Raw genomic sequence first — 23,546 nt, 5'->3', positions numbered from 1 at the left:
ATGCAAAATACACCTTCTAAAAAAAGAAAAATCACGGCACTTATTATCATTGGTTTCTTGATGCTTTTAATGTACGGAAAGAACCTAACCGAGCGTACCGCATTTAATAACATAAGCAATACGTTCAAAGAAGTTTATAATGACCGCTTGGTAGTAGAGGGCTATATTTTCAGGATTTCAGAAAATTTATTCAAAATTCAAAAGCTAGTTGATCATTGCAACATCAACTATGATTACTCCAAAGTGGTCAATGAAATAGCAGAACATGAGAAAAGTATCATGGGAATAGTTATAGACTTTGAAAAAACGAACCTCACAGAGAATGAAGAGCAATATTTGTCTGACTTCAAAACTATCATTGAAACCGACCTACAGATAAAAAATTACGCTTTGCTCTATTCTGACTCTTCAGGAGTTAATTTAAAGCAAGTTCAGCTTTACGATCAAAAAATAACCAAAGCTCAGCAAGACCTCGATAACCTGAGTAAAATCCAGCTGGAAGAAGGAGAAAAATTAATCAACAAAGCCAACATCATAATCAATAGATCACAAATTTGGTCTCAATTTGAAGTGGCTTTGTTGATCATTCTAGCTCTTGCTTTGTATTTACTTCTTTTCAGAAATAAACTGACATTTACTTAATTTAAACCTTCAGTTTGCTCAAGTAAGCAGCATTCTTGGCAGCAGCTTCTAGTGGATTCGTACCCACGAAACGCTCTTGCTCTACGATAAAATACTCCATTCCGTATTTCTTGGATTTCTTAATGATGTCCGCATAGACTATTTCACCAGTCCCAAGCAATACTCCTCGATCATGTGCATCTGAGCTGGCTGCTTCGGCATCCTTGACGTGGCAAAGCTTGAATCGTCCTGGGAATTTGGCTACGTATTCCAATGGATCGTAACCAGCCACATAAGACCAATACATATCCAATTCGAAATCCACTAATTCGGGATCAGTATTTTCCATCAAAATATCCTGAGGCAATTGTCCATCAAGCATTTTGAAAGTATAATCATGATTATGATAGGCGAATTTCAATCCGTGAGACTTGAGTGTCGCTCCTGCTTCGTTAAACTTATCCGCTGCTTTTTTCCAGTCATCGACTGTTTTCTGAGCTCCGTAGTAAGGGCAGATAAGGTATTTCATCCCAACTGCTGCTGCCTGCTCTGCCTGACTATCCAAGTCCTTGAAAACATTGGCATGAGAGGAAACAAAATCAACTCCGATATCACTCAACAAGGTCTTGCATTCAGCAGGCTGCATTCCCCAGAGGATTCCTTTTCCCCCATCGAAACCTTCAAACTGCTTATATCCAAACTCTGCTAACTTGCGCATAGTAGCAGCAGCATCCTTTGCCATTTCTTCTTTGACAGAGTATAATTGAATCCCAAACTTGGAAAGTTTTGCAGCATCAAATGATCGTGCTGCAACTTCAAACGGAAATATTGCGGCACCTAGGCCAAGCATACTTCCAACCTGTAGAAATTTTCTTCTTTGCTTATTCATAAATAGGTAAGCCTGCCCTCTATTAGAAGAGCAGGCTTTGTTTTTTACAAGTGATTATTAAATAGCGTATTCTTTATCGCCTGGATTATAAGGGATACAAGGATCAAATCTTCCCGGAGTCTCTACATAGTTCAATGCCTGAGTAGCGCCGATTTCTGAAGTGAAATAGCCAAGTACAGTCAAGTCACGAAGCATATTGATCACTTTAGGACTTCTGTCGTTTCCGCTAGCTTTGTATTCCTCATACATTCCATTCAAGAAGGCTAATCTTTCTTCTGCAGGTGCTCCTACAAAACTCTTTCCATTAGCAGCCTTAAAATCTTTCCCTAGCTTATTCACTCCATCGACAAATGCAGTTTGATTTTCGCCATCGTAGGTATCTTTTACCATCATTACCATAAAGGAACCAATTCCTACCGCCTTTGCGCCAGGAGTATCAGTCGTAGGGATAATAGTATCTCCTAATTCATCCAAGAAAGCAATATCATCCGGATCAAAATCTAATCCTTCTATTTGGTTTTCAGGAGTACAACCAGTCAGGATTGCGGTAGCACCTATCATGGTCCCTCCCATCATTACCATCACGCCTTTTAAAGCGTCTCTTCTATTCATAGTCATAGTTTTGTCGTTTAGGATTAGAGATTTTGCTTATTCAATTCATCTACTGCAAATGCAGCCGCTCTAGCAGTCAATGCCATGTAAGTCAAAGATGGATTTACTGCTGCTGCCGAAGTCATACAAGCACCGTCAGTAACGAATACATTTTTCGCATCCCAAACTTGGTTATTCCCATTAAGAACCGAAGTCTTAGGATCACGTCCCATTCTGGCTGTTCCCATTTCGTGAATACCCTGTCCGAATGTATATCCTGAGTCATATTCATTGATATTTTTAAATCCGGCTACTTCCAGCATTTCCGCTGCATCAGCCATCATATCCTTACGCATCTTGATCTCATTATCTTTGATCTCCGCGTTCATCACCAATGACTCTATACCCCACTTATCTTTCACTGTATCACTCAGTTTAATAGTGTTTTCATGATAAGGCAAAATCTCTCCAAAAGCGGTGATCCCCATTGACCAAGGTCCTGGCTGCGTCAATGCTTCTTTCATCGGAGCTCCAAAGTTCATTTCGGCCACATCACGTTGCCATCCACTGCGGCTTGCTCCTCCCTGGTAGCCAAATCCACGTAAGTAGTCTCGTTTGTCACCATGGACATTTCGGAACCGCGGGATATAAAGTCCTGTTGGTCTTCGACCAAAGTAATACTTGTCTTCATAACCTTCCATAGTACCACTGGCACCTAGACGGAAATGGTGATCCATTACATTATGTCCAAGTTCTCCTGAGCTACTGCCCAAGCCACCTGGCCAAACATCCGTTGCAGAACGCATAAGAATCGCAGTGGAATTAAAGGCTGAAGCGCATAAGAATACAATTTTCGCATTGTATTCTATTGTCTCATTGGTTTGACCATCTACTACTTCTACTCCTGTAGCTTTTTTGGTGTCCTTGTCATAAATCAATCTTCTTACGATCGACCAAGGACGAAGCGTTAGATTACCTGTAGCTTCAGCAGCTGGTAAAGTTGATGCTTGCGTACTGAAATATCCTCCAAAAGGACATCCCAATGAACACTTGCTTCTGTATTGACAACCTGGTCTGCCAGGAAGAGGCTGAGTGATATTCGCCGGACGGCCAATTGTCCAGGTTCTTGCTCCTTTGTAATGCTCTTTAATCTTGGCAGCAGCATCAGTCTCAACGCAGTTCATCGGCATAGGAGGCATAAATTCGCCATCCGGAAGTACATCTAAGCCATCTTTAGATCCAGATACTCCAGCGAATTTCTCCACATAAGAATACCATGGCGCGATATCCTTATATCGGATCGGCCAATCCACCGCTACGCCTTCTTTTACATTTCCTTCAAAATCTATATCTGACCATCTATAAGATTGCCTTCCCCAAAGTAGCGATCTACCACCCACTTGATAGCCTCGAAACCATGTAAAAGGCTTTTCCTCCACATAAGGAGAATCATCCTCATGTGCCCACCAGTCCAAATTCAATTCATTGAGCACATAATCTCTACGAAGATTTGGGTGATTCTCTAATTGCTCCTGAGTTCTTCTTCCTCTATGAGGCACTTCCCATGGAGGTGTGGTAGCAGTTTTGTAATCTTTCACGTGCTCCACCATAGGGCCTCTTTCAAGCATCAACACTTTAAGTCCCTTCTCCGTCAACTCTTTTGCGGCCCAACCGCCACTAATCCCTGACCCAACTACAATTGCGTCATACGCTTCATTTGCCATAAATATAAATTTTAGGTTTTTGTATTATTTTAAACATCGCAGATCTGAACTCCCTGAGCCAATGCTGCAATCTTATCTTCAGATTTTGGAATAAACTCATGGGAAACATAGCCTTTATAACCTGTGGCTACTATCGCTTTCATTAAGGCAGGATAGTAAATCTCCTGCGAATCGTCCAATTCGTTTCTTCCTGGATTACCGGCTGTATGGTAATGTCCAAAATACTGGTGATTATCCTGTACGCTTCTAATCAAATCCCCCTCATCTATCTGCATGTGGTAGATATCGTAAAGCAATTTGAAGTTTTCACTACCCAATCGCTTGCATAATTCTACGCCAAAAGCAGATTTATCACACAAGTAATCCTTGTGATTCACTCTACTGTTGAGGAGTTCCATCTGAATGAAAACCCCATGCTTTTCTGCCAAAGGGATAATTTTTTCAAGACCTTGCACACAGTTTTTCAAACCTGTCTCGTCGTCCATTCCTCTTCTGTTCCCTGAGAAACAAATCAGGTTTTTGTAGCCAGCCTCCGCTACTTTGGGGATCATCTCTTTATAATTCTTGATGAGTTGCTCGTGGTACTTCACTTCGCCAAATCCTTCCGTCAGGCTAATCTCGGCACCGTTACACATGGAAGAATCCAGCCCATGTTTTTTCAAAATATGCCAATTGTTTGGGCCAATTAAGTCAATTCCTTTAATTCCGATTTTTTTGGCCTCAGCACAGAAAGCGTCAAGTTCAAAATCCCGGAAACACCAATGACATACTCCATGATTAATGTTTCCTTTCAATTCATATGGTTTTTCTTCCTTCATCTCGAACGATGAAAGGGTGCTGAAAGCAGCACCACCAAGCAATACTTTTTTGAAAGATTCTCTTCTTCCATTATCTATAGGTTTGGTCATGAGTGGGGGTTATTGATGTGAATTTATTTGTTCTTTCTTGAAAAGAGCCATGAAAAGTAGCAAAACCAAGACAGAAATACCAGAAGGAATTAGCCAAATTGATTTCCAAATGTGTGCTCCAACTTCATTTGTGTAATAATTGGAAATTAATCCAGCTGCCCAAAAACCGATCAGCATACCCAGTCCATAGGTAGCAAGGGTAATTAAGCCCTGAGCCGAGGATTTGTATTTTGCCCCAGCATGGGCATCTGTATAAATCTGACCACTGACGAAAAAGAAATCATAGCAAAGCCCATGAAGAGCGATTCCTATAAGCAACATCCACGCTCCTTCATCAGCATCTCCAAATGCAAAAAAAGCATAGCGAACTGCCCATGCTATCATAGCTACAATCAAGGTTTTTTTAATGCCAAATCTGGTAAAGAAAATAGGAAGCGCAAGCATGAAAACCACTTCTGACACTTGACCCATAGCCATTTTTCCTGTGGAATTATCCAAGCCAATTTCTGTTAGGAAAGGACTTGTACTTTGATAGTAAAATGCCAAAGGAATACAGATCAAGATGGAGGAAATAAAGAAAACCGAATAATTCTTATGTTTTAGAAGACTAAGCGCATCAAATCCCAAAGCCTCTGAAAGCTTGAAATCCCCTGTAGTTCTAGGCTGTGGCGGAGTATGAGGCAGTGCGAAACTAACTAGTCCTAATGCTAAAGAGCTGATCGAAGCCATAAGCCATGTATTTCTTAACAAACCTTCTTTCAGCCCTTCCTGGCTATCCCATGACATAATACTGATCATTAAACCAGCTGCAATCCAACCAATCGTCCCCCAAACACGAATCGCGGAAAACTCTTTAGCAGGATCTTTCATCTGGTTAAATGAAATAGAATTCACCAACGCGAGCGTAGGCATGAAAAGAATCATATAGACAAGTAGGATTGGGAAAAATCCAGAGAAATCTTGGGAATTGTACAGCAAATACATCAAACCGGCACCGATAAGATGAATCACTCCTAGTATACGCTGGGCATGAAAATAGCGATCTGCGATCAAGCCTACTATGAATGGAGCGATGATCGCGCCAAATGATTGGGTAGAAAATGCAAGAGAAATATCCTGATCCTTTGCCATCAGATTGGACCCTAAAAAAGTCCCCATCGTCACGAACCAAGAACTCCAGATAAAAAACTCCAAAAACATCATAATGGATAACCGGAGCTTGGTATTGATATTCATAGATTTAGAATCAGTTTAGGATAAGAATAATTTTTAAGAGTCGGCCAAAGTTTAAAGTTTAGCCAATTTGAAGTATTTTAGACATTTAAAATGACTTTCCGAAATAAGGACTTATCACTTAGTGACAAAGCCATTCATACCATGATGGAGCTATTGATCAATTATTGTATCTATTCACTCAAAGAACAAAGGTTTTTCCATTCGGAATCAATTATTTCAAGCATTTAATCCTGAATATAAAGTCTTTTCCCACATGTCATCCCCACAAAAATTAAAAATCGGACTCATTGGTGGTGGTCCAGGATCATTTATTGGAGCCATCCATTTAAATGGGGCCTTGATGGACGGATTGTTCGAGTTGGTAGCAGGCGCTTTTAGCTCAAACCCAGAAAAATCAAGACTTAGAGGCGAAGAGCTTATGCTGGACCCTTCTCGCGTCTATGCTACTTACGACGAGATGTTTACTAAGGAACTTGAGCTATCGAAAGAAGAACGTATTGATGTAGTCGTGATTGTCACACCGAACAATGTACACTTTGATCCTACAGTAAAAGCTCTGAAGCATGGCTTTCATGTAGTGCTAGACAAGCCGCTCACGCTCAACTATTCTGAAGCAAAAGAGCTATATCATATCGTCAAATCATCGGATAAAAGGTTCCTGTTGACTCACACTTACTCAGGCTATCCGATGATCAAGCAAGCGAAGCAGATGATAGCTGAAGGTGAAATCGGTAAAGTGAGAAAAGTCTATGTAGAATATCCACAGGGCTGGCTTTGGAAGCTATTAGAATCTGAAAACAACAAACAAGCGGAATGGAGAACTGATCCAAAGAGAAATGGTTTGGCAGGATGTATGGGAGATATTGGCACGCATGCGTTCCATTTGGCTGAGTATGTTTCCGGAGAAAAAGTTGCAGCAATCTGTGCAGATTTGTACATCAAAGTCGCTGGAAGGCCAATTGATGACGATGGCGTTGTATTGATGAGATTTGAAAACGGAGCTTCTGGCGTACTGACTGCTTCGCAAACTGATACTGGTGCTGAAAACAATCTGCGAATTCGTGTCTATGGAGAAAAGGGAGGATTGGAATGGCAGCAGGAATTAAACAATACCTTAATTGCACACTGGCCAGATGCTCCTGATCAAATCTATAGAGCAGGCAGTGGGTATTTGGGATCATTGGCAAACGAAAACACCAGAACTCCAGCCGGACACCCAGAAGGATATGTGGAAGCATTCGCCAACTTGTATAGAAATTTTGCACGCTGTATCTATGCAGAACGAGCTGGAGAATCTCCAAAACCAGAATGGGAAGATTATCCAGGCATAGAAGATGGAATCAGAGGCATGGCTTTTATAGATCATGTTTTAAAAAGCAACGAGTCCGAGGTGAAATGGACTCCATTTGTAGTTGAAAAATAAATTCTTGAACCTAATATTTTAACCTAAGTAAAATGAAGACAATTAAAGGCCCTGCGATTTTCCTCGCACAATTTATTGACGACAAAGAACCATTCAACAACCTGAAGAACATCTGTAACTACATGGCTGATTTGGGCTATGCGGGCGTTCAGATTCCTTCTTGGGATGGCAGAATGATGGATTTACAAAAAGCTGCGGAAAGTAAAACTTACGCAGATGAGATCAAGGGTACAGTAGAAGAAGCTGGATTGCAGATCACAGAACTTTCCACGCATCTTCAGGGACAATTGGTAGCAGTACATCCTGCATACAATGAATTATTTGACGGTTTTGCTCCTGACAAACTGAAAGGAAATCTACAGGGCAAAACAGATTGGGCAGTGCAGCAGCTGAAATATGCGGCAAAAGCCTCAGAAAATATGGGACTGACACAGCATGCTACTTTCTCAGGAGCATTGATGTGGCAGACAGTATACCCATGGCCTCAAAGACCAGCAGGATTGGTAGACACAGGCTTTACCGAGTTGGCCAAAAGATGGACTCCTATCCTAGACGAATTCGACAAGCATGGTGTAGATGTATGCTATGAGCTTCATCCAGGAGAAGATTTACATGATGGTGTGACATTTGAAATGTTTCTAGATAAAGTCAATAATCACAAACGCGCAAACATACTGTATGACCCAAGTCACTTTGTACTTCAGTGTCTTGATTACCTGCAATTCATTGATTTCTACCACGAAAGAATCAAAATGTTCCATGTAAAAGATGCTGAATTCAACCCAACTGGTAAGCAAGGTGTCTATGGTGGATATCAAGGATGGGTAGAGCGCGCAGGTCGTTTCAGATCTTTGGGAGATGGCCAAGTTGATTTTAGCGGAATTTTTAGCAAACTTTCGCAGTACGATTATGACGGCTGGGCAGTTTTAGAGTGGGAATGTGCGATAAAGCATCCTGAGCAAGGAGCTGCTGAAGGCGCTCCATTTATTGCTTCTCACATTATAAACGTTACAGAAAAAGCATTTGACGACTTCGCTGGCAGAGGTGCAGACGAGGAATTCAACAAGAGAATACTAGGAATCTAATAACTCAATTTAATATCCAACTAATGAAAATCACAAAACCTATAAATTTTGCCTTAGTAGCTCTGGCAGGATTTACATTCGCATGTGGCGGAGGAGAAAAAACATCTGAAACCACTTCAACAGCAGAAGTCCAAGCACCTGCAGCTGCTCCAGAAGTAGAAATGAGCCTTGAAGAAAAATACCAAGATGATCCTGTTTACATCAAAGGACTTGCTAAGCTGAAGACTTCAGATTGTACTTCTTGCCATATGGTGGAAAGAAAAATCGTAGGCCCATCTTATGCAGATGTAGCAGCAAAATATGAGTCAACGGAAGAAAATATCAACATGCTAGCCGAGAAGGTAATTTCTGGCGGTGTTGGTGTCTGGGGTGAAATCCCAATGCCTCCACATGCAGCATTGAGTTTGGAAGATGCTAAGGACATGGTAGCATACGTACTTCTCTTGAAAAAATAAGATGAAAAAAAATTATATTATCCTGGCAGCATTGGCAGGAGTACTTGCTTCATGCTCAGGAGAAAAAGTAGTAGAAACCGAATCGGAAGAAGTAACTGTAGCAGAAGCTCCATCTGAGGAATGGATTGACCTTTTTGCAAATAATGATTTCTCTAGCTGGCACAAATACAATGCTGGAGAAGTTGGCAAAGCTTGGAAAATCGAAAACGGTGAAGTATTCCTAGATGCAACGAACATAGATTCATGGGAAGAAGGCGATGGTGGAGACATCGTTACCAATGAGGAATTCGAAAACTTCCACTTGAAATATGATTGGAAAATCTCTCAAAATGGAAATAGCGGATTAATATTCTATGTACATGAAGCTCCTGAATACGGAAACACCTACAATACCGGTATGGAAATGCAAGTATTGGACAACGAAGGGCATCCTGACGCTAAAATCATCAGTCACAGAGCTGGAGATCTTTACGATTTAATCGTCAGCAGCGAAGAGACCGTGAAGCCATACGGTGAGTGGAATTCAGCTGAGATTATCTCTAATGATGGTAAACTTGAATTCATTCTCAATGGTACTTCGATCGTGAGCACTACCCTATGGACTCCAGAGTGGGAAGCGCTTATCGCAGACAGCAAATTCAAGGACATGCCAAATTTTGGCACTTTTAAGAAAGGCCGAATTGCATTACAAGATCATGACAATCTAGTGTATTTTAAAAATGTGATGATTAAAAAACTTTAATCTCTCACTTATTTAACATAAAAAGAGACCCACATTTGGGTCTCTTTTTTTTGATCTGACAGCTATTTAAAGCTACTTTTCAGCAGAAAATCAACTTTCGAATCCAGGTTTCACATTGTCCCAAAACTCATCCAATGCAATGATTCGAGGCTTGAGAAAAGAAATGATTTCAGGCCAATCCTGCTCATTCATTACATTCACGGCTGGTAGTATTTTTTCGATTCGGGAGACAAGCTGGCCAAACTCATTGACCTGATGCAATTTCCAATCCCAGCTCTCCCCTAGCGCAGCTTCTAGCATTTTTTTGAATTGGGCAAATTGATCAAAATACAATTCCTGCAACTCTTCGTCTGGATGTCCAATCTCAATACCAATAGAAGCAAAATCCCGCTCGGCTTTCATCCGAAAATAGATATTACGAACGCCCGTTTTGTAATTAGGCCAATTGATTCTCCTTCCCTCAGCATTTGGGATCGGCTTCATGTATTTACCGAAGGCAATCCAAAACTCAGAACGGATTCTTGATGTTTCAGCTTTGTTGTACACTTTTAATTTTTCTCAATGCTAAAGTATAATCAACTGTAATCTTCAGGGTATTGGATCTGTACCGAAGAGTAGCTCACTAATCCTCCCAATGAAGGATGGTGCTTTTTTAGGGTCAATCTGATTTCTGTGGTTTTCGGATAGGCTTCCAGGATGTCGGTCACGATCATGTGCCCAAGGTGTTCAAGGAGCTTCACCTTTACATCCATTCTGGCTTTGATGATTTTATACAATTTAGAATAATCAACTGTAGCGCTTAGATCATCGTGAAGCATGGCTTGGCGAAAATCAGTTTCCAATTCCAAATCTAACGTAAACCGATTCCCAAGCACATTTTCTTCGGGATAAGCACCGTGATAGGCATGAAATTCAATTCCTTCGAGACTAACTTTTCCCATTAGTCAAATTGGTCAAAAAATGACCCTGATTCATTCTTTGGATCATCCGAATATTTCGGTTGAGATGCCTGAGGCTTCATAGGTTCTTCCAGTGGCTTTTTAACTTTTTCCGCCTCAAGTTCTTCTATATCTTCTTCAAGCGCTTCATCTTCCAGCTGCATCTTAGTATCCTCCAGCTCCAATTCTTCTTCAGCTACCTCATGTTCTTCGATTTCCAGTTCCAAATCTGGCGTGGAGTCATGCTCTACCAAATCTATTTCCTCTTCTATAACTTCCATTTCGGCCATAGGACTTTCTTCGATTTCCTCCTGCACTACCTCCTCTTCCTCGTATCCTAGATTATCTAGATTGCCAAAAGTAAAGGTCTGAGATCTGCTTAGTTCATCTATCGCTCTGGCATGTGCCTTCGCGTCAATTCTAGAGTAATGAGCTTCCGAAAGATCAATTTGATTCAAGGTATCCTGAGCAATTCTCTTTAGACTTTTCACCATTGATTCTCTCTGTTCGGCTAGACCTTCATACGATCTGACCAGACCTTGCATACTTTCTCTGAGCTCGACAATTGTCTCCTTCGCTTTAATTTCCGCAGCACCGATAATCGCAGAAGCTTGATCCTCTGCTTGTTTTTTAGAGTCTGCGATAAGCTGATCTATATGCTTTGTGGCATTATCCGCAATTTCATTTGCATCCGCGATGATGAGATCTGCCGCTTCATTCGCCTCTACGATGATCGCAGCTCCAGTATCTTCGGCTGTTTTTAAGGTACGGAAAAGCGATTCCTCCACGTCTTTCAAGCGCTTTGCTTCAGCTTCTGTATTTTGAAGCTTTGTCCTCAGCTCCATATTTTCCTTGTGAAGTGCATCCACTACTTCACTTATTTCATCCAAGAATGTAGTGACTTCCTTTTTTTCAAATCCTCTGAATCCAACTTCAAAGGTCTTTTGCCGAATGGCTGCGGGTGTAATCTTCATGGGTTAATTTTCATCAATTTGCCAAATAGAAATAGTACGGTCATCGGAGACAGAAATGACATGCTGATGATAGCTACTCCAGATCACCTTGTTGATCGAAGTGCCATGACCAGCATTTCTTGCTTTGTCGATGACTTTGAGGAGTATTCTCTCTGTTGCGTCCCAAACCTTGATTGATTTGTCCATGGAGCAAGTAACTAAGAGATTTCCGTCCTCCTTGAAATATAAATAATTAATAGCATACATGTGTGCCACGATGCTTTCTAGTAGGGAATACTTGTCGGTTTCCCAAAATTTCAGTCTGGCATCTCGACCTGCGCTGACCAAAATTGACTCATCAGGGGAATAAGAAAGTGCAAATACTGAATTACTATGCCCAGTCAAATTGGCCACTGGATGAAAATTATCCGATAGGTCCAGGACTTTGATGGTATGATCGCTCAATCCCACGGCCAGTTGTCTTTTATCCTTTGCCAGAGACATGACACGTATGCTTTTCGATCCTAGCTTGATGTGCTTTCTGATAGTTTTTGTCGTAATATCCAACACGATCAATACGCCATCGCCAGTTCCTATATACACCTCATCTCCAAAGACTTTAATATCAAAAATAGCCTGATCGGTTAATTTCAAGGACCAAATTTCCTTACCAGCATTGAGATCGATGACATGAATTCCTTCAAAATTATGGCCTATAAAAAGCAAGTTTCTGATCGGATCTACAGCAAGTGCATACACTGAGTGTGGAAGTCTTGCTATCAATTTCCCGTCTTTGGGATGATCCAAATCCCATTCCACCACCATTCCATCTCCAGCTCCAGTATAAAAAAATCGTGGATCACAACCTTCCACCAAGGCATAAATGCAGTCATTGTGCCCTGTTAGTGTTTGTAATTTATTAACTTCTATTTTTGACATATATTGGACGGAGACTTTGGGTGCCCTTCTGGCTTATGCAGACAAAAATAGAAAAAATTGACTCTTCCTCGGCTTTGGCGATCAAGATTATCGAAACTCAGGACGAAAACGAATTGGATTTCCTCAGCTTTAGAGAAAAGCTTTCCTACGCAAATATTTCCCATCAGGAAAAAAAGAGAGAATGGGCAACTGCCCGAATGGCGATACGAGATGCCTTGGATGTATTACACGTTCCCTACCCTGGCTTTTTCAAAGATGAACATGGCAAGTCTCAAACCATGAATGGACATGGGTATATGTCACTTTCGCACACGATGGGATATGCCAGCGCGATTTATCATCGGGATAATCCTGTGGGAATCGATATGGATTTGATTCGTGAAAAAATCCTGAGAATTGGATTTAGATTTCTTGATCAGTCAGAAATTGATTTTCTAGACAAAGACCCGTTACCTTATACAATGGCTTGGTCGGCTAAAGAGTCTATCTTTAAATGTCAGGGAAAGCGAGGGGTTTCTTTACGGGAAAACATCCTGTTGGAACCATTTGATTCCAAGGCTGGAATCATTAAAGGTAAGGTCCGAGGGACGGACTTTACAGACCATCATTACACAGTGCAAGTTCGGGTGATCTCGGATGTTGTACTCACTTACACCATTTGGTAAATGAAAAATATTACTCTAGTTCTCCTGTTTTTTCTAGCTGCTACATTTTCAATTTCTGCTCAAAGCTTGCAGAGTATTAATTTAACTGATGCAGTGACTGATAAAACAATCAATATGCAAGCTCAGGTGAAGGGCAAAGGGCTTGTAATTGTCTTTCACAGTTTAGCTTGTCCATTTGCAAAAATGTATGAATCCCGATTGATTGCTTTGCGTAGCAAATACCAAAGCCAAGGCTTCACTTTTGTGCTGGTGAATCCTGAAGTAAGTGCCTCGGATGATGACAAAACTGCTTTGCGCAGCTACATCGATCAATCTGATATGAATATGCCCTACTTAATCGATGAAAATCAAACACTCACTAAGTTCTACAAAATCACCAAAATCCCTGAAGTGATCGTACTGGCTCCTGATGGGAATGTGAGCTACAGAGGTGCACTGGACAATAATCCCCAGGCACAAAGTGCGGTCTCTGCCTCTTACCTAGACCGCGCCTTGGATTCTATTTTGAAGGGGGAATCTCCAAGCCCAGGTCAGGCTCGGGCAGTTGGATGTAACGTTCGAACTTATTGAGAATTCAGAATAGAGATGAGCTCCTTTATTTCCTCTACCTTATCCGATTCTCCTAGCTTTTCGAAGGAATTCTCGAGATTTCTGAACATCCGTAACATCATCTGTAAGTGCGCACATGGCTCAAAGTAATCTTCCTTTGGCTCGATTTTCAACTGCTCCAAATAATTAAAAATATCGTTCCTGCTAAAAATCAAACCTTTGTTAAATGCATTGATGTAGAAAGTTACATCGGATGATTTATAAGTAAGCACAAATAGATTGGGCAGATTCACTCCATAAATCGGCAAGCCAAGTTTCTTTGCCACAAGCAAATAAATGGAACATAGCGTCAGCGGATTACCTCGTTTTGAATCCAAAACCGAGGAAAGCATGCTATTGGCAGGCGAGTGAAAATTCTTGGTATTGGCAGAAAAGCGAAGTGTATTAAACAACACATTATTGATCGAACGAACTTGCTCGTAGGGAGTCAGATCATTTTTGAAAGCAGTCCAAACCTCGAAGTAAATTTGATGCATTTCTGCATTCAGCTTCGCATATTCTAGATCGGGATATTGATAGGTATTGATAATCCACAGCCCAGTCAGCAAGTCCCGATCGTCTGTATCTCTCCAATCTGTCAATCTCGTTTTCAAAAGCGAAAACTGAAGATCATGAACCAATTCCTCTATTTCTTTCTGAATATCAGGATTAAAACTATTTTCCCACTTTTTCTCCAGAAAAGGAATTATATCATTCCCGAGTGATATAATCCGATCCCGAACATGCATTCTCACTTCACGATCGGAATCGTCCAATAAGGAGACCAAGGCATTTAATTCTCCAGGTGTCAATTCACTCATAGTCAAAAGGCTACCGTTTATGGCTTTAAACTGTAAAATAAGATACTAAAAATTGGCTTAAGTTTGAATCACGCCTACATTAAATCTTTCAGTTATCGGAGCATGATTAGCTGCTTCTATTCCCATACTGATCACTTTTCTAGTCTCTCGAGGATCGATTACTCCATCCACCCAAAGTCTTGATGCCGCATAAAACGGGCTCAGCTCCTCATTATATTTTGAGGTGATTTCGTCCAGCAATTCCTTTTCATCCTCAGGAGTGATCTCCAGCCCTTTTTTCTTCAAACCTGCTACTTTGATCTGAAGCAAAGTATTTGCTGCAGCAGCTCCTGACATCACTGCCATCTGAGCAGTAGGCCAAGAATAGATCAAACGTGGGTCATAAGCCTTGCCACACATGGCGTAATTGCCCGCTCCGTAAGAATTTCCAAGTATAAAAGTGAATTTCGGAACGACTGAATTTGCCAGGGCATTTACCATTTTGGCTCCGTCCTTAATAATCCCTCCATGCTCAGCTTTGCTGCCAACCATAAACCCGCTGACATCCTGAAGGAAAACAAGTGGGATTTTACGCTGGTTGCAATTCATGATAAATCGAGCTGCTTTGTCTGCTGAGTCCGAATAAATCACTCCGCCCATCTGCATTTCTCCCTTGGCAGTTTTGACGATCTTCCGTTGATTTGCCACTATACCCACAGCCCAGCCATCAATCCTTGCTGTTCCACAAATCAATGTTTTGCCATAGTCTTCTTTGTATTCATCGAAATCACCAGCATCTACAAGACCTTTTACAATCTGCAACATGTCGTATGGCTTCACTCGCTCAGTCGGGAATGAGCCAATGAGTTTATCACCTGTCAAACCTGACTCCCGCGATTCTACACGGTCAAAACCGGCAGAAGGATTATGACCTATTTTATCAAAAATCTTTCGGATCGCATCAAGACAATCCTGATCCGTATCGTATTTATTATCCGTCACTCCGGATATTTCGCAGTGTGTAGTCGCTCCACCTAGCGTTTCATTATCAATTGTCTCACCTATTGCTGATTTCACCAAATAGGAGCCTGCTAGGAAGATGGACCCAGTCTTATCCACTATCATCGCCTCGTCGGACATGATCGGCAAGTAAGCGCCCCCAGCCACACAGCTTCCCATGATCGCGGCAACTTGTATAATTCCCATTGCAGACATTTTCGCATTGTTTCGGAATTGTCTTCCAAAATGTTCTTTGTCCGGGAAAATCTCATTTTGCATGGGTAGGAAAACACCTGCGCTATCGACCAGATAGATTACAGGAATTTGATTTTCCATGGCTATTTCCTGGGCTCGAAGATTTTTCTTTGCAGTCATTGGAAACCATGCGCCTGCCTTCACAGTCGCGTCATTGGCGACGATCATGCACATTCTCCCACTCACATAGCCAATTCCAGTCACAACACCACCGGAGGGACATCCTCCCTCCTCTTCATACATGCCGTCGGCTACAAAAGCCCCAACTTCTAAAAAATCAGTATTCTTATCACGCAAATAGTCTATTCGCTCACGGGCGGTGAGCTTCCCTTTTGCATGTTCTTTTTCTATTCTTTTGGCACCTCCACCTAGTTTTACCTGCTCATATTTTGCCTGTAAATTTTGGAGTAAACTGTCCATGGTTGGATTAGAATTTCCGGTAATTGCTGTCATTAGTCAAATTTGGGTTTAGAAATCATAACCACTGCTTTTTACAAATAGTTAAGTTTCCAAGTTAAAAAAGAAAAAGCTAACAGGAACAGAATTCGAGTTTTAGGTCCCATTTTTTAGAGACATGATTCGGTCGAAAAGAAAAACCCAACAAATAGAAAAGCCCTTTTCCAATTTGGAAAAAGGGCTTTAAATGTTAAATAACCTGAAAATCAATTTTTCTCAACAGCTTCTTTATAATCCCGGATAGATCGATAAATAGCCGAAGCCATGTATTCTTTTCCCTGCTGACTCATCAAGAAACTTTCTTCTGAAGAGTTAGATAAAAAACCTAATTCCACCAATACTGACGGCATGGAGGGAGTCCAAAGCACATAAAATGGGCCTTGCTTCACCCCTCTGCTTTTGCGCCCAACCCGATCTCTAAATTGAGTCTCAACATTATCAGCCAAGGTCACAGAATTCTCAAAGTGAACCTTTGACATTAAATTGAACATCATATAGGACTCCGGTGAGGATGGGTCAAACCCTTCGTAATTTTCCTCGTAGTTATCTTCCAACAGGATCACCGAGTTTTCTCGTTTGACTATATCAAAGTTGGCGTCAAAATGTTTGGTACCCATAACGAATGTCTCGGTACCATAGGCAGATCTATTAGCAGCAGAATTGGAGTGTATTGACACAAATAGATCTGCTTTATTGTTGTTAGCGATCATTGGTCGCTCCTTTAACGAAGGAAAGCTATCATCTTTTCGAGTGTAGACTACTTCTACATCTGGCAGATTTTCTTTGATGTATTTTCCAACCAAAAGTGTAACCGCAAGATTAATGTCTTTCTCCTTAGACCTAGACCCCAGATTACCAGGATCTTTACCTCCATGACCAGCATCAAGGACAATTTTTTTCATCCGAAACATTGGCATCATTGAATCGTTGGTAATAAATCCGCCGAATACAAAGGGAATGCATAAAATCAGACTAAGAAGAATTTTTTTGTTTTTGGACCGTTCCATGAGGGCAATAAAATTAACTTTACACGAAATTTCACTCAAATTAAATAAAGCGTAAGCAACAGTGCAGGGATTCAGGCTCTTTTTATTTTGCTTTTTTGGGCTATTCATTGTTCCGCTGCTAGCGACTGCACAAGACCCCGTTCGCAGAGCTGAAGAAAAGCCGTTGACTCTTCCCGATACGTTGATGCCGCCTTCGCGAGATCTGATCAATTTGGACACTATTCCAAACCCTGCAGATACGCTCGCACTTTCTGATTCGACAAAAATTATGCCTAGGAGTGACATCTCCACAGATATTACCTATTACGGTGAAGATAGTATTGTCACAGATTTCGAGGAGAATAAAATATACCTCTATAATCAAGCATGGTTTGAGTATGGGACTATGCGATTGGAAGCTGATCTGATTGTGATCGACTGGGCAAATTCCGAATTGTATGCCACTGGGGTCACGGATAGCCTGGGGAATGTTCGAGGATCGCCATTCTTCAAAGACGGCCCATCTTCCTACGAAATCCGAAAGGAAATGAGGTATAATTTCAAAACTCAGAAAGCCATAATCAAAGATGTGGTCACGGAGCAGCAAGACGGAATTCTACGCGGTGAAACAATTAAGAAAACTGCCGATGGTAGTATTTACCTTGCAAATGGCTACTACACGACTTGTACACTCACTACGCCTCACTACCATGTAGCTGCCAATAAAATCAAGTCCATAGAAGGCGGGCAAGTAGTAGCTGGGCCTTTCAATCTCTATTTTAATGGTATTCCAACCCCGCTAGGTTTGCCTTTTGGCATCATTCCAAATACTCCTGAAGAAAAAGCCTCTGGGTTGATTTTTCCCTCTTATGGTCAGGAGCAAAAAAGAGGATTATACCTACGAGATTTAGGTTACTACTTCGCGATCAATGACTACATCCATGCGCGGGTGACTGGAGATATTTATTCCAATGGAGGCTGGGGATTGAAATCTCAAGCTGTGTATAAAAAGAGGTATCGTTTTGGCGGATCTTTCAATATAGACTTTCAAAAATTTAAATCTCCGGAAACTGAGCTGAATCCAGTGGACTACAATACATTCCGGATCCAGTGGTCACATACTCCTGAATCCAGGGGAAGCAGTAGGTTTTCTGCTTCCGTAAATGCCGGTTCTACGAGTTATTTCAACAACATTGTCAACCCAAATAATTTCTACAATAATGTAACTTCGGATTTATCTTCGAATATTATTTACAGTAAAACATTCACCGGCACCCCTTTCTCCTTCGGAGCAAGTATGCGGCATTCTCAAAGTGTGCAGACTGGAGAAGTGCAGCTTAGTCTACCTACCATGAATGTGAGTATGAACAGGCAAAGTCCGTTCAAAAACATGAACTTCGAGCCGCTGAAGACTCTAAATATATCCTATAATTTTGACCTCCAGAATACTATTACTAATAAAGTGACTCAAGAATTCGGAGTGGATCCAGATTTAGTGGAGGACACAGATACCCCGGATTTAGTACCATTCACGCCTTCTAACTTTGGCTATTTGCTTCAAAATGCTAATAATGGAGCAAGGAATAGAATCCCTGTCAGTTCCAACTTCAGACTGATGAAGCATTTCTTATTTACCGCATCAGCAAACTTGAATGAAATTTGGTACCTGAAAAGAATCAATTATTTCTATAATCCAGAAGAACAACGGGTAGATAAAATCCTTGAAGATGGGTTCCAGCGAGTGACTTATTACTCAAGTTCCTTCGCGATGAACACCAACATTTATGGTTTTTTCAATTTCAAAAAAGGAAATATTCAAACGATCAGGCAACTAATCCAGCCTTCTGTGAGCTTCACCTTTGCTCCTGATTTCTCAGATCCATCGCTTGGCTATTGGCAGAGTGTGACAGTAAACGAAGACGGAGACACGCGCTTATTTGATAGATACCAAGGATTCTCATTCAGTGGTGCTCCTCAAGGCGAAAACAGGTCGATGAGCTTTAGTCTTCGAAGCGTATTTGAAGCGAAAATCCTTGATAAATCCGACTCTACAGGAGAAGGAAAAACCAAGAAAATCCCGCTTTTGGAAAATCTCGATTTGGGGTCGAGCTTTAACTTTGCTGCAGACTCCTTTCAGCTAGCTCCTATTCGAATCAGCGCGAGGACCAGTTTCTTCGATAGAAGATTATCGATCAACATGAGTTCTACTTTGGATCCATATGCCACCAGAACTTTCAAGAATGAAGATGGGACTGACGTCACTCGCAAAGTCAATGAATTTGCTTGGAAAAATGGACAGGGTTTAGGTACGATAAGATCTGCTTCCTTGAACATGAATACTTCTATCAATCCCAACAGCGCACAAAACCAAGGAGAGGTCAGAGACGAACTGACAAATAACTTCATGCAGACAGGTGGAGTAATGAACGAATTTGTGGAAAGTGAAATCAACAGGATAGCCACTGATCCCAGCCAATACATTGACTGGGACATCCCTTGGAATGTCTCCTTTGGCTATGTTCTTTCCTACAGCAAGCAAGTATCCGGCAGAAAAAACATCACCCAGACTCTGAGTATGAATGGGGATTTTTCCTTGTCTGATAAATGGAAAATCAACTTCAATACGGGATTTGATGCGCAGACCAAGCAGCTAACTCAGACGATGATCGGCATAGCCCGAGATCTGCATTGCTGGACGATGAATGTGAACTGGGTTCCTTTCGGTGCATTTACCTCCTACAACATCGATATACGTGTGAAATCAACGATACTTCAGGATTTGAAGGTGTCTAGGAGACGATCATTTTTTGACAGATAGCTAGTTCACTTCAAAAAGCCAATTTTTGAAGTCTGGAAAAAAACAGCTTTCAAATTTTTAATTTCAACCTTATATCAAACTCTCGATCTGCTCAGCGGCATGGTCATACACCTAGGCCCACCAAGTCCACGGGACAGTTCGGAGGATGGAATCTCCAACACCTCCACTCCCATCTCTCGAAGCGCACGATTGGTGTGAATGTTTCGATTGTAAGAGATCACTCGGCGTGGGCCAATTGCAAAGACATTCGCTCCGTCAAACCATTGCTCACGCATAGCATAGTCAGGATTCCCATCAGCCGTATGGAGTATCTCCAAATGTGGAATTTCCCGCTCCAAGATGGTAAGTAAGGATTCTTTCAGAACCTCACGTTTGATGACCACCTTATCGTCCCTGATTTCTTTCAAAGTATAAAGTGAAGTCTGCAGTACTGAATTCAATGCATCAGGATAGGTCAGTGCAAGGTTTTCATCCAATATGGTAAACACCGTATCCAAGTGCATGTACTGACGCTTTTGGGGAAGATGCACTTCATACACCCGCTCCACAGTCCCTTCACCGAGCAAGGCTTTGGCAGCATGATAAATTGCTTTCTCTTCGGTGCGCTCAGAATTCCCAATTGCAACGGCTTTTTGCGAAAGTATAATAATGTCGCCTCCCTCAATACTCGGAGGGCTATGCATGCCCTCGGCGGGATAGAGCTTATTGATATTGTCTTTGAAGTCAGGATGGTTCTCAAATATTGTCCGCAACAAATCTGCTTCACGCTGTCTTCCCTCCATTTTCATACTGGAAAAAATAATCCCTCCAGGAGTGACTGCCATAGGGTCACGCTGGAAATACAAATTGGGACAGGGTGCTATCGCAAAAGCATAATCCATCAATTCTCCAGGATTTAGCTTGGGAAGTTTTCGCTTCAACTCATGGATTTTCAATCCCCCTGTGAGAATACCCGCACATTCGGCGGTAGAGTAACGCTCAAGTATTGCCTCGGCCAGATGAGATAATCCTGAACGCTGGAGTGCATTTTGCATCAACTTGAGTAGGATCTTCTGGTCGTACAGTACGCGAATCAAGAGTTCTCTCAGCTGATAAACCATCGCACCTGTGGATGACTTCACCAGATCTGAAAAAGTATCGTGCTCTTTCTGCAGAGCTTCCAGATAGGGCACATCGTCAAACAGCAAAAACTCCTTATTATAGGGAGTTAACCGATCGATTTCCTTTCCGGGTCTATGCATCAAAACTGCTTTGAGCGTACCGAATTCTGAATTAAGTCTAAGATTCATATCATTAACACTTTATTACCTATTTTAAGGATAAATTACCATATCTCAAAAAATGAAAGTTATTTGTTGAAAATAATGAAAAATTAAATCGAGATATTCTTCTTCATTTATACAAAACCTCTTACCTCAGGTTGAATGAAAATTAATTGAGGTATCATTGTTGAATAGAAATAGGTTCACCTAGTCTGATCAACATGAATTTAAGTAAAAACTTAGTCACAAAAATCTCAATAAGCTTCACTCTCGCTTTCGCCCTGCTTCTTGGAAGTTGCGACACACTAAATCAACTGAGCAAAGCCTTAGACCTTGGTACACCTACCGATGCGGAAATTAATTCGGGCCTTAAGCAAGCGCTAGAATACGGAACAGGCTATGCCTCGGATCGCCTGTCTAAAGAAGATGGATACTTGGGTAATCTTGCAATCAAAATTGTCTTTCCAGAAGAGGCTAAAAAAGTAGAAAACACCCTACGCTCTTTGGGGCTTGGAAGTCTCTGCGATCAGGTGATCACTAGTGTGAATAGGGCCGCAGAAAATGCTGCCATGGAAGCAAAACCCATTTTTGTCGCTGCTATTAAAGACATGAGTATAGCTGATGTAAAAAACATCCTTTTAGGGGCTGATAACGCAGCTACGCAGTATTTTGAAAACAAAACTACGAGCTCACTGGAAGACAAATTCAAGCCTATTATTGAGTCTAGCCTTACCAAAGTTGGCGCTACAAAATACTGGAGTGATGTGATCGGACGCTACAACAAAATTCCTCTCATGACGCCGATTGAAGCAGATCTATCCAACTATGTAACGCAGAAAGCTATCGACGGCTTATTCTATGAAATCGCAAAAGAGGAATTGAAAATCCGAGAAAATGCTGCTGCTAGGACCACCTTACTTTTGCAAAAAGTATTTGGCTATGCAGCTCAGCAAGGGGCTTAATTTGGACCGCCATTATTAATGGATTTTGCATTCCGCAGTTGCATGCAACTTAGCTACCTAATAACATTCTGATTTTCAAACCTTAATTAGACCAACTTAAATACTGTAAAGCCAACAATCACATTCTTGTGAAAGCTCTTAGTTTTTTCCAATATATTTGCACTATCGTACTAAAACAATACGTGCGAATATTTCACCATGAACGAAAAACTAACGATATTTTACACGGATGATGACATCGATGATCTGGAATTTTTCAAAACAGTCATTAAGATGATCAGTGATGATTATGCGGTAGTTACCTACATGGATGGGAATCAACTGCTGCATGCGCTGGACAATCCTCCACCAAACCCACATGTGATTTTCTTAGACATCAATATGCCAGGGATGAGTGGATTGGAGGTATTGGAAACACTGCGGAAATCAGACAAATTCTCCTCTCTTCCTATAGTAATGTTCTCTACGACTAAGGATGAATTTATCATCCAGAAGACGAGGGAACTTGGTGCAAACTACTATGTACCTAAAGCTGAAAGCTTTAAGAAGCTTCGCAAATCCATCGAACATACGCTACAAATCAATTGGAGGAATTTTCACGCTGATCAAAACAACTTCCTGTACTCAAGCAACTAAGCCTACTTTCAGATGAGTATTGTTGATCCCAAACCATCTTTTCCACAGAGATTAAAAGAAGAAACATCCTATCTTCATCAGGCGCTTGAGAGCCTTCCTCTTTCCCAATCAATTCTCAAAGAAAATGTCACACAAGAGGACTACCTGATTTACCTTGGTCTTATGTTTGATATAGTTTCAGACATAGAATCAGCTATTTTCCCATTGATATCTACAGTTATTTCCGACTTGGAACATCGGAAGAAAGCACATTTACTTACGCTAGATTTCGAGAAGTTGGGTTATATTAAAAGCAATAATACGCCAGCATTCAGCGATCTAGAGCATACAATATCCCTTGGCTTTGCCATGGGCATGCTCTACGTGATCGAAGGATCTACTCTTGGAGGCAGAGTAATCTACAAGCATATTCAGAAAACGCTTGGATACTCTTCTGAAAATGGAGCTGCTTATTTTGCCGGATATGGGGATCAAACTGGACAGTTTTGGAAAAATTTTATTGGCGAGTTAGTCGAGCATGAAAAAAGTGAGGGGAGTGGAGAAGAAATAATAGCTGGCGCTAATTATACTTTTAAAGCAATCACCACACATTTTGCCGCAAACTCAGGGAGTTAG

The 23,546-nt window shown here is 41.3% G+C and carries 24 protein-coding genes; 11 read left to right on the top strand and 13 right to left on the bottom strand.

Annotation, left to right across the window (positions count from 1 at the left end; all coding sequences use genetic code 11):
• The gene (locus AACZ87_RS08485; RefSeq protein WP_339866405.1) at window positions 1–642 is read left to right on the top strand and encodes an MCP four helix bundle domain-containing protein; all 642 of its coding nucleotides are present in this window, start codon (window positions 1–3) and stop codon (window positions 640–642) included.
• A 1-nt stretch (window position 643) separates the two neighbouring features.
• On the opposite strand, the gene AACZ87_RS08480 is transcribed toward AACZ87_RS08485, so the two are convergent.
• From AACZ87_RS08480 to AACZ87_RS08460, 5 genes are read right to left on the bottom strand one after another with little or no spacing between them, the layout of a single operon-like run.
• A complete protein-coding gene (locus AACZ87_RS08480; RefSeq protein WP_339866404.1) occupies window positions 644–1,510 on the bottom strand; it encodes a sugar phosphate isomerase/epimerase in 867 nt (288 codons plus the stop codon).
• Window positions 1,511–1,567: 57 nt separating this feature from the next.
• Window positions 1,568–2,128, bottom strand: coding sequence for a gluconate 2-dehydrogenase subunit 3 family protein (locus tag AACZ87_RS08475; protein ID WP_339866403.1), 561 nt, complete (start codon window positions 2,126–2,128; stop codon window positions 1,568–1,570).
• Window positions 2,129–2,145: 17 nt separating this feature from the next.
• Window positions 2,146–3,825, bottom strand: coding sequence for a GMC family oxidoreductase (locus tag AACZ87_RS08470; protein ID WP_339866401.1), 1,680 nt, complete (start codon window positions 3,823–3,825; stop codon window positions 2,146–2,148).
• Window positions 3,826–3,854: 29 nt separating this feature from the next.
• Window positions 3,855–4,733, bottom strand: a complete 879-nt coding sequence (locus tag AACZ87_RS08465) for a TIM barrel protein (RefSeq protein WP_339866399.1) — start codon at window positions 4,731–4,733, stop codon at window positions 3,855–3,857.
• Between the two features lie 9 nt (window positions 4,734–4,742).
• Window positions 4,743–5,969, bottom strand: coding sequence for a nucleoside permease (locus AACZ87_RS08460; protein WP_339866397.1), 1,227 nt, complete (start codon window positions 5,967–5,969; stop codon window positions 4,743–4,745).
• Window positions 5,970–6,222: 253 nt separating this feature from the next.
• Between AACZ87_RS08460 and AACZ87_RS08455 the strand changes: the two genes are divergently transcribed.
• The 4 genes from AACZ87_RS08455 to AACZ87_RS08440 are packed head-to-tail and all read left to right on the top strand — an operon-like array spanning window position 6,223 to window position 9,674.
• The gene (locus AACZ87_RS08455; RefSeq protein WP_339866396.1) at window positions 6,223–7,392 is read left to right on the top strand and encodes a Gfo/Idh/MocA family oxidoreductase; all 1,170 of its coding nucleotides are present in this window, start codon (window positions 6,223–6,225) and stop codon (window positions 7,390–7,392) included.
• A gap of 32 nt (window positions 7,393–7,424) precedes the next feature.
• Window positions 7,425–8,477, top strand: a complete 1,053-nt coding sequence (locus AACZ87_RS08450; RefSeq protein WP_339866395.1) for a sugar phosphate isomerase/epimerase — start codon at window positions 7,425–7,427, stop codon at window positions 8,475–8,477.
• A 23-nt stretch (window positions 8,478–8,500) separates the two neighbouring features.
• Window positions 8,501–8,932, top strand: a complete 432-nt coding sequence (locus AACZ87_RS08445; RefSeq protein WP_339866394.1) for a c-type cytochrome — start codon at window positions 8,501–8,503, stop codon at window positions 8,930–8,932.
• Between the two features lies 1 nt (window position 8,933).
• Window positions 8,934–9,674, top strand: a complete 741-nt coding sequence (locus AACZ87_RS08440; RefSeq protein WP_339866393.1) for a DUF1080 domain-containing protein — start codon at window positions 8,934–8,936, stop codon at window positions 9,672–9,674.
• Window positions 9,675–9,764: 90 nt separating this feature from the next.
• Here the strand turns inward: AACZ87_RS08440 and AACZ87_RS08435 are convergent, their stop codons facing one another.
• The 4 genes from AACZ87_RS08435 to AACZ87_RS08420 are packed head-to-tail and all read right to left on the bottom strand — an operon-like array spanning window position 9,765 to window position 12,504.
• A complete protein-coding gene (locus AACZ87_RS08435; RefSeq protein WP_339866392.1) occupies window positions 9,765–10,220 on the bottom strand; it encodes a DUF4268 domain-containing protein in 456 nt (151 codons plus the stop codon).
• A gap of 29 nt (window positions 10,221–10,249) precedes the next feature.
• A complete protein-coding gene (gene folB, locus AACZ87_RS08430; RefSeq protein ID WP_339866390.1) occupies window positions 10,250–10,615 on the bottom strand; it encodes a dihydroneopterin aldolase in 366 nt (121 codons plus the stop codon).
• Window positions 10,615–11,586, bottom strand: a complete 972-nt coding sequence (locus AACZ87_RS08425) for a DivIVA domain-containing protein (protein ID WP_339866388.1) — start codon at window positions 11,584–11,586, stop codon at window positions 10,615–10,617. Before AACZ87_RS08425 ends, folB begins: the two co-directional genes overlap by 1 nt.
• Before the next feature lie 3 nt (window positions 11,587–11,589).
• Entirely contained in the window at window positions 11,590–12,504 is a 915-nt protein-coding gene (locus AACZ87_RS08420) for a WD40 repeat domain-containing protein (protein ID WP_339866386.1), read from the bottom strand.
• Between the two features lie 35 nt (window positions 12,505–12,539).
• Between AACZ87_RS08420 and AACZ87_RS08415 the strand changes: the two genes are divergently transcribed.
• Window positions 12,540–13,169, top strand: a complete 630-nt coding sequence (locus AACZ87_RS08415; protein WP_339866384.1) for a 4'-phosphopantetheinyl transferase superfamily protein — start codon at window positions 12,540–12,542, stop codon at window positions 13,167–13,169.
• Complete coding sequence (locus tag AACZ87_RS08410) at window positions 13,170–13,739, top strand: redoxin domain-containing protein (RefSeq protein WP_339866382.1); 570 nt, start codon at window positions 13,170–13,172, stop codon at window positions 13,737–13,739.
• Here AACZ87_RS08410 and AACZ87_RS08405 read toward each other — a convergent pair.
• The 3 genes from AACZ87_RS08405 to AACZ87_RS08395 form a co-directional block, all read right to left on the bottom strand.
• Window positions 13,733–14,578 (bottom strand): transglutaminase-like domain-containing protein, encoded by an 846-nt coding sequence (locus AACZ87_RS08405; RefSeq protein WP_339866380.1) that lies wholly within the window; start codon window positions 14,576–14,578, stop codon window positions 13,733–13,735. The two genes, AACZ87_RS08410 and AACZ87_RS08405, sit on opposite strands and share 7 nt — an antisense overlap.
• 57 nt (window positions 14,579–14,635) lie before the next feature.
• Window positions 14,636–16,231, bottom strand: a complete 1,596-nt coding sequence (locus AACZ87_RS08400; protein WP_339866622.1) for an acyl-CoA carboxylase subunit beta — start codon at window positions 16,229–16,231, stop codon at window positions 14,636–14,638.
• Window positions 16,232–16,473: 242 nt separating this feature from the next.
• Window positions 16,474–17,274: an N-acetylmuramoyl-L-alanine amidase gene (locus tag AACZ87_RS08395; protein ID WP_339866378.1), complete on the bottom strand. Its 801-nt coding sequence runs from the start codon at window positions 17,272–17,274 to the stop codon at window positions 16,474–16,476.
• Window positions 17,275–17,335: 61 nt separating this feature from the next.
• Between AACZ87_RS08395 and AACZ87_RS08390 the strand changes: the two genes are divergently transcribed.
• Window positions 17,336–20,071: a putative LPS assembly protein LptD gene (locus AACZ87_RS08390; protein ID WP_339866376.1), complete on the top strand. Its 2,736-nt coding sequence runs from the start codon at window positions 17,336–17,338 to the stop codon at window positions 20,069–20,071.
• Between the two features lie 74 nt (window positions 20,072–20,145).
• On the opposite strand, the gene AACZ87_RS08385 is transcribed toward AACZ87_RS08390, so the two are convergent.
• Window positions 20,146–21,360, bottom strand: coding sequence for an arginine deiminase family protein (locus AACZ87_RS08385; RefSeq protein WP_339866373.1), 1,215 nt, complete (start codon window positions 21,358–21,360; stop codon window positions 20,146–20,148).
• Window positions 21,361–21,554: 194 nt separating this feature from the next.
• On the opposite strand from AACZ87_RS08385, the gene AACZ87_RS08380 reads away from it, so the two are divergent.
• The 3 genes from AACZ87_RS08380 (at window position 21,555) to AACZ87_RS08370 (ending at window position 23,546) form a co-directional block, all read left to right on the top strand.
• Window positions 21,555–22,295: a DUF4197 domain-containing protein gene (locus AACZ87_RS08380; RefSeq protein ID WP_339866372.1), complete on the top strand. Its 741-nt coding sequence runs from the start codon at window positions 21,555–21,557 to the stop codon at window positions 22,293–22,295.
• A 198-nt stretch (window positions 22,296–22,493) separates the two neighbouring features.
• Window positions 22,494–22,931 carry a response regulator gene (locus AACZ87_RS08375; protein ID WP_339866370.1) on the top strand — a complete coding sequence of 146 codons (438 nt, stop codon included), beginning with the start codon at window positions 22,494–22,496 and terminating at the stop codon, window positions 22,929–22,931.
• 12 nt (window positions 22,932–22,943) lie between these two features.
• Window positions 22,944–23,546: a biliverdin-producing heme oxygenase gene (locus AACZ87_RS08370; protein ID WP_339866368.1), complete on the top strand. Its 603-nt coding sequence runs from the start codon at window positions 22,944–22,946 to the stop codon at window positions 23,544–23,546.

Origin of the sequence: uncultured Algoriphagus sp. (genome assembly GCF_963974365.1) — a bacterium.
Lineage (GTDB): Bacteria > Bacteroidota > Bacteroidia > Cytophagales > Cyclobacteriaceae > Algoriphagus.
This window is presented reverse-complemented; position numbering and strand designations above follow the sequence as displayed.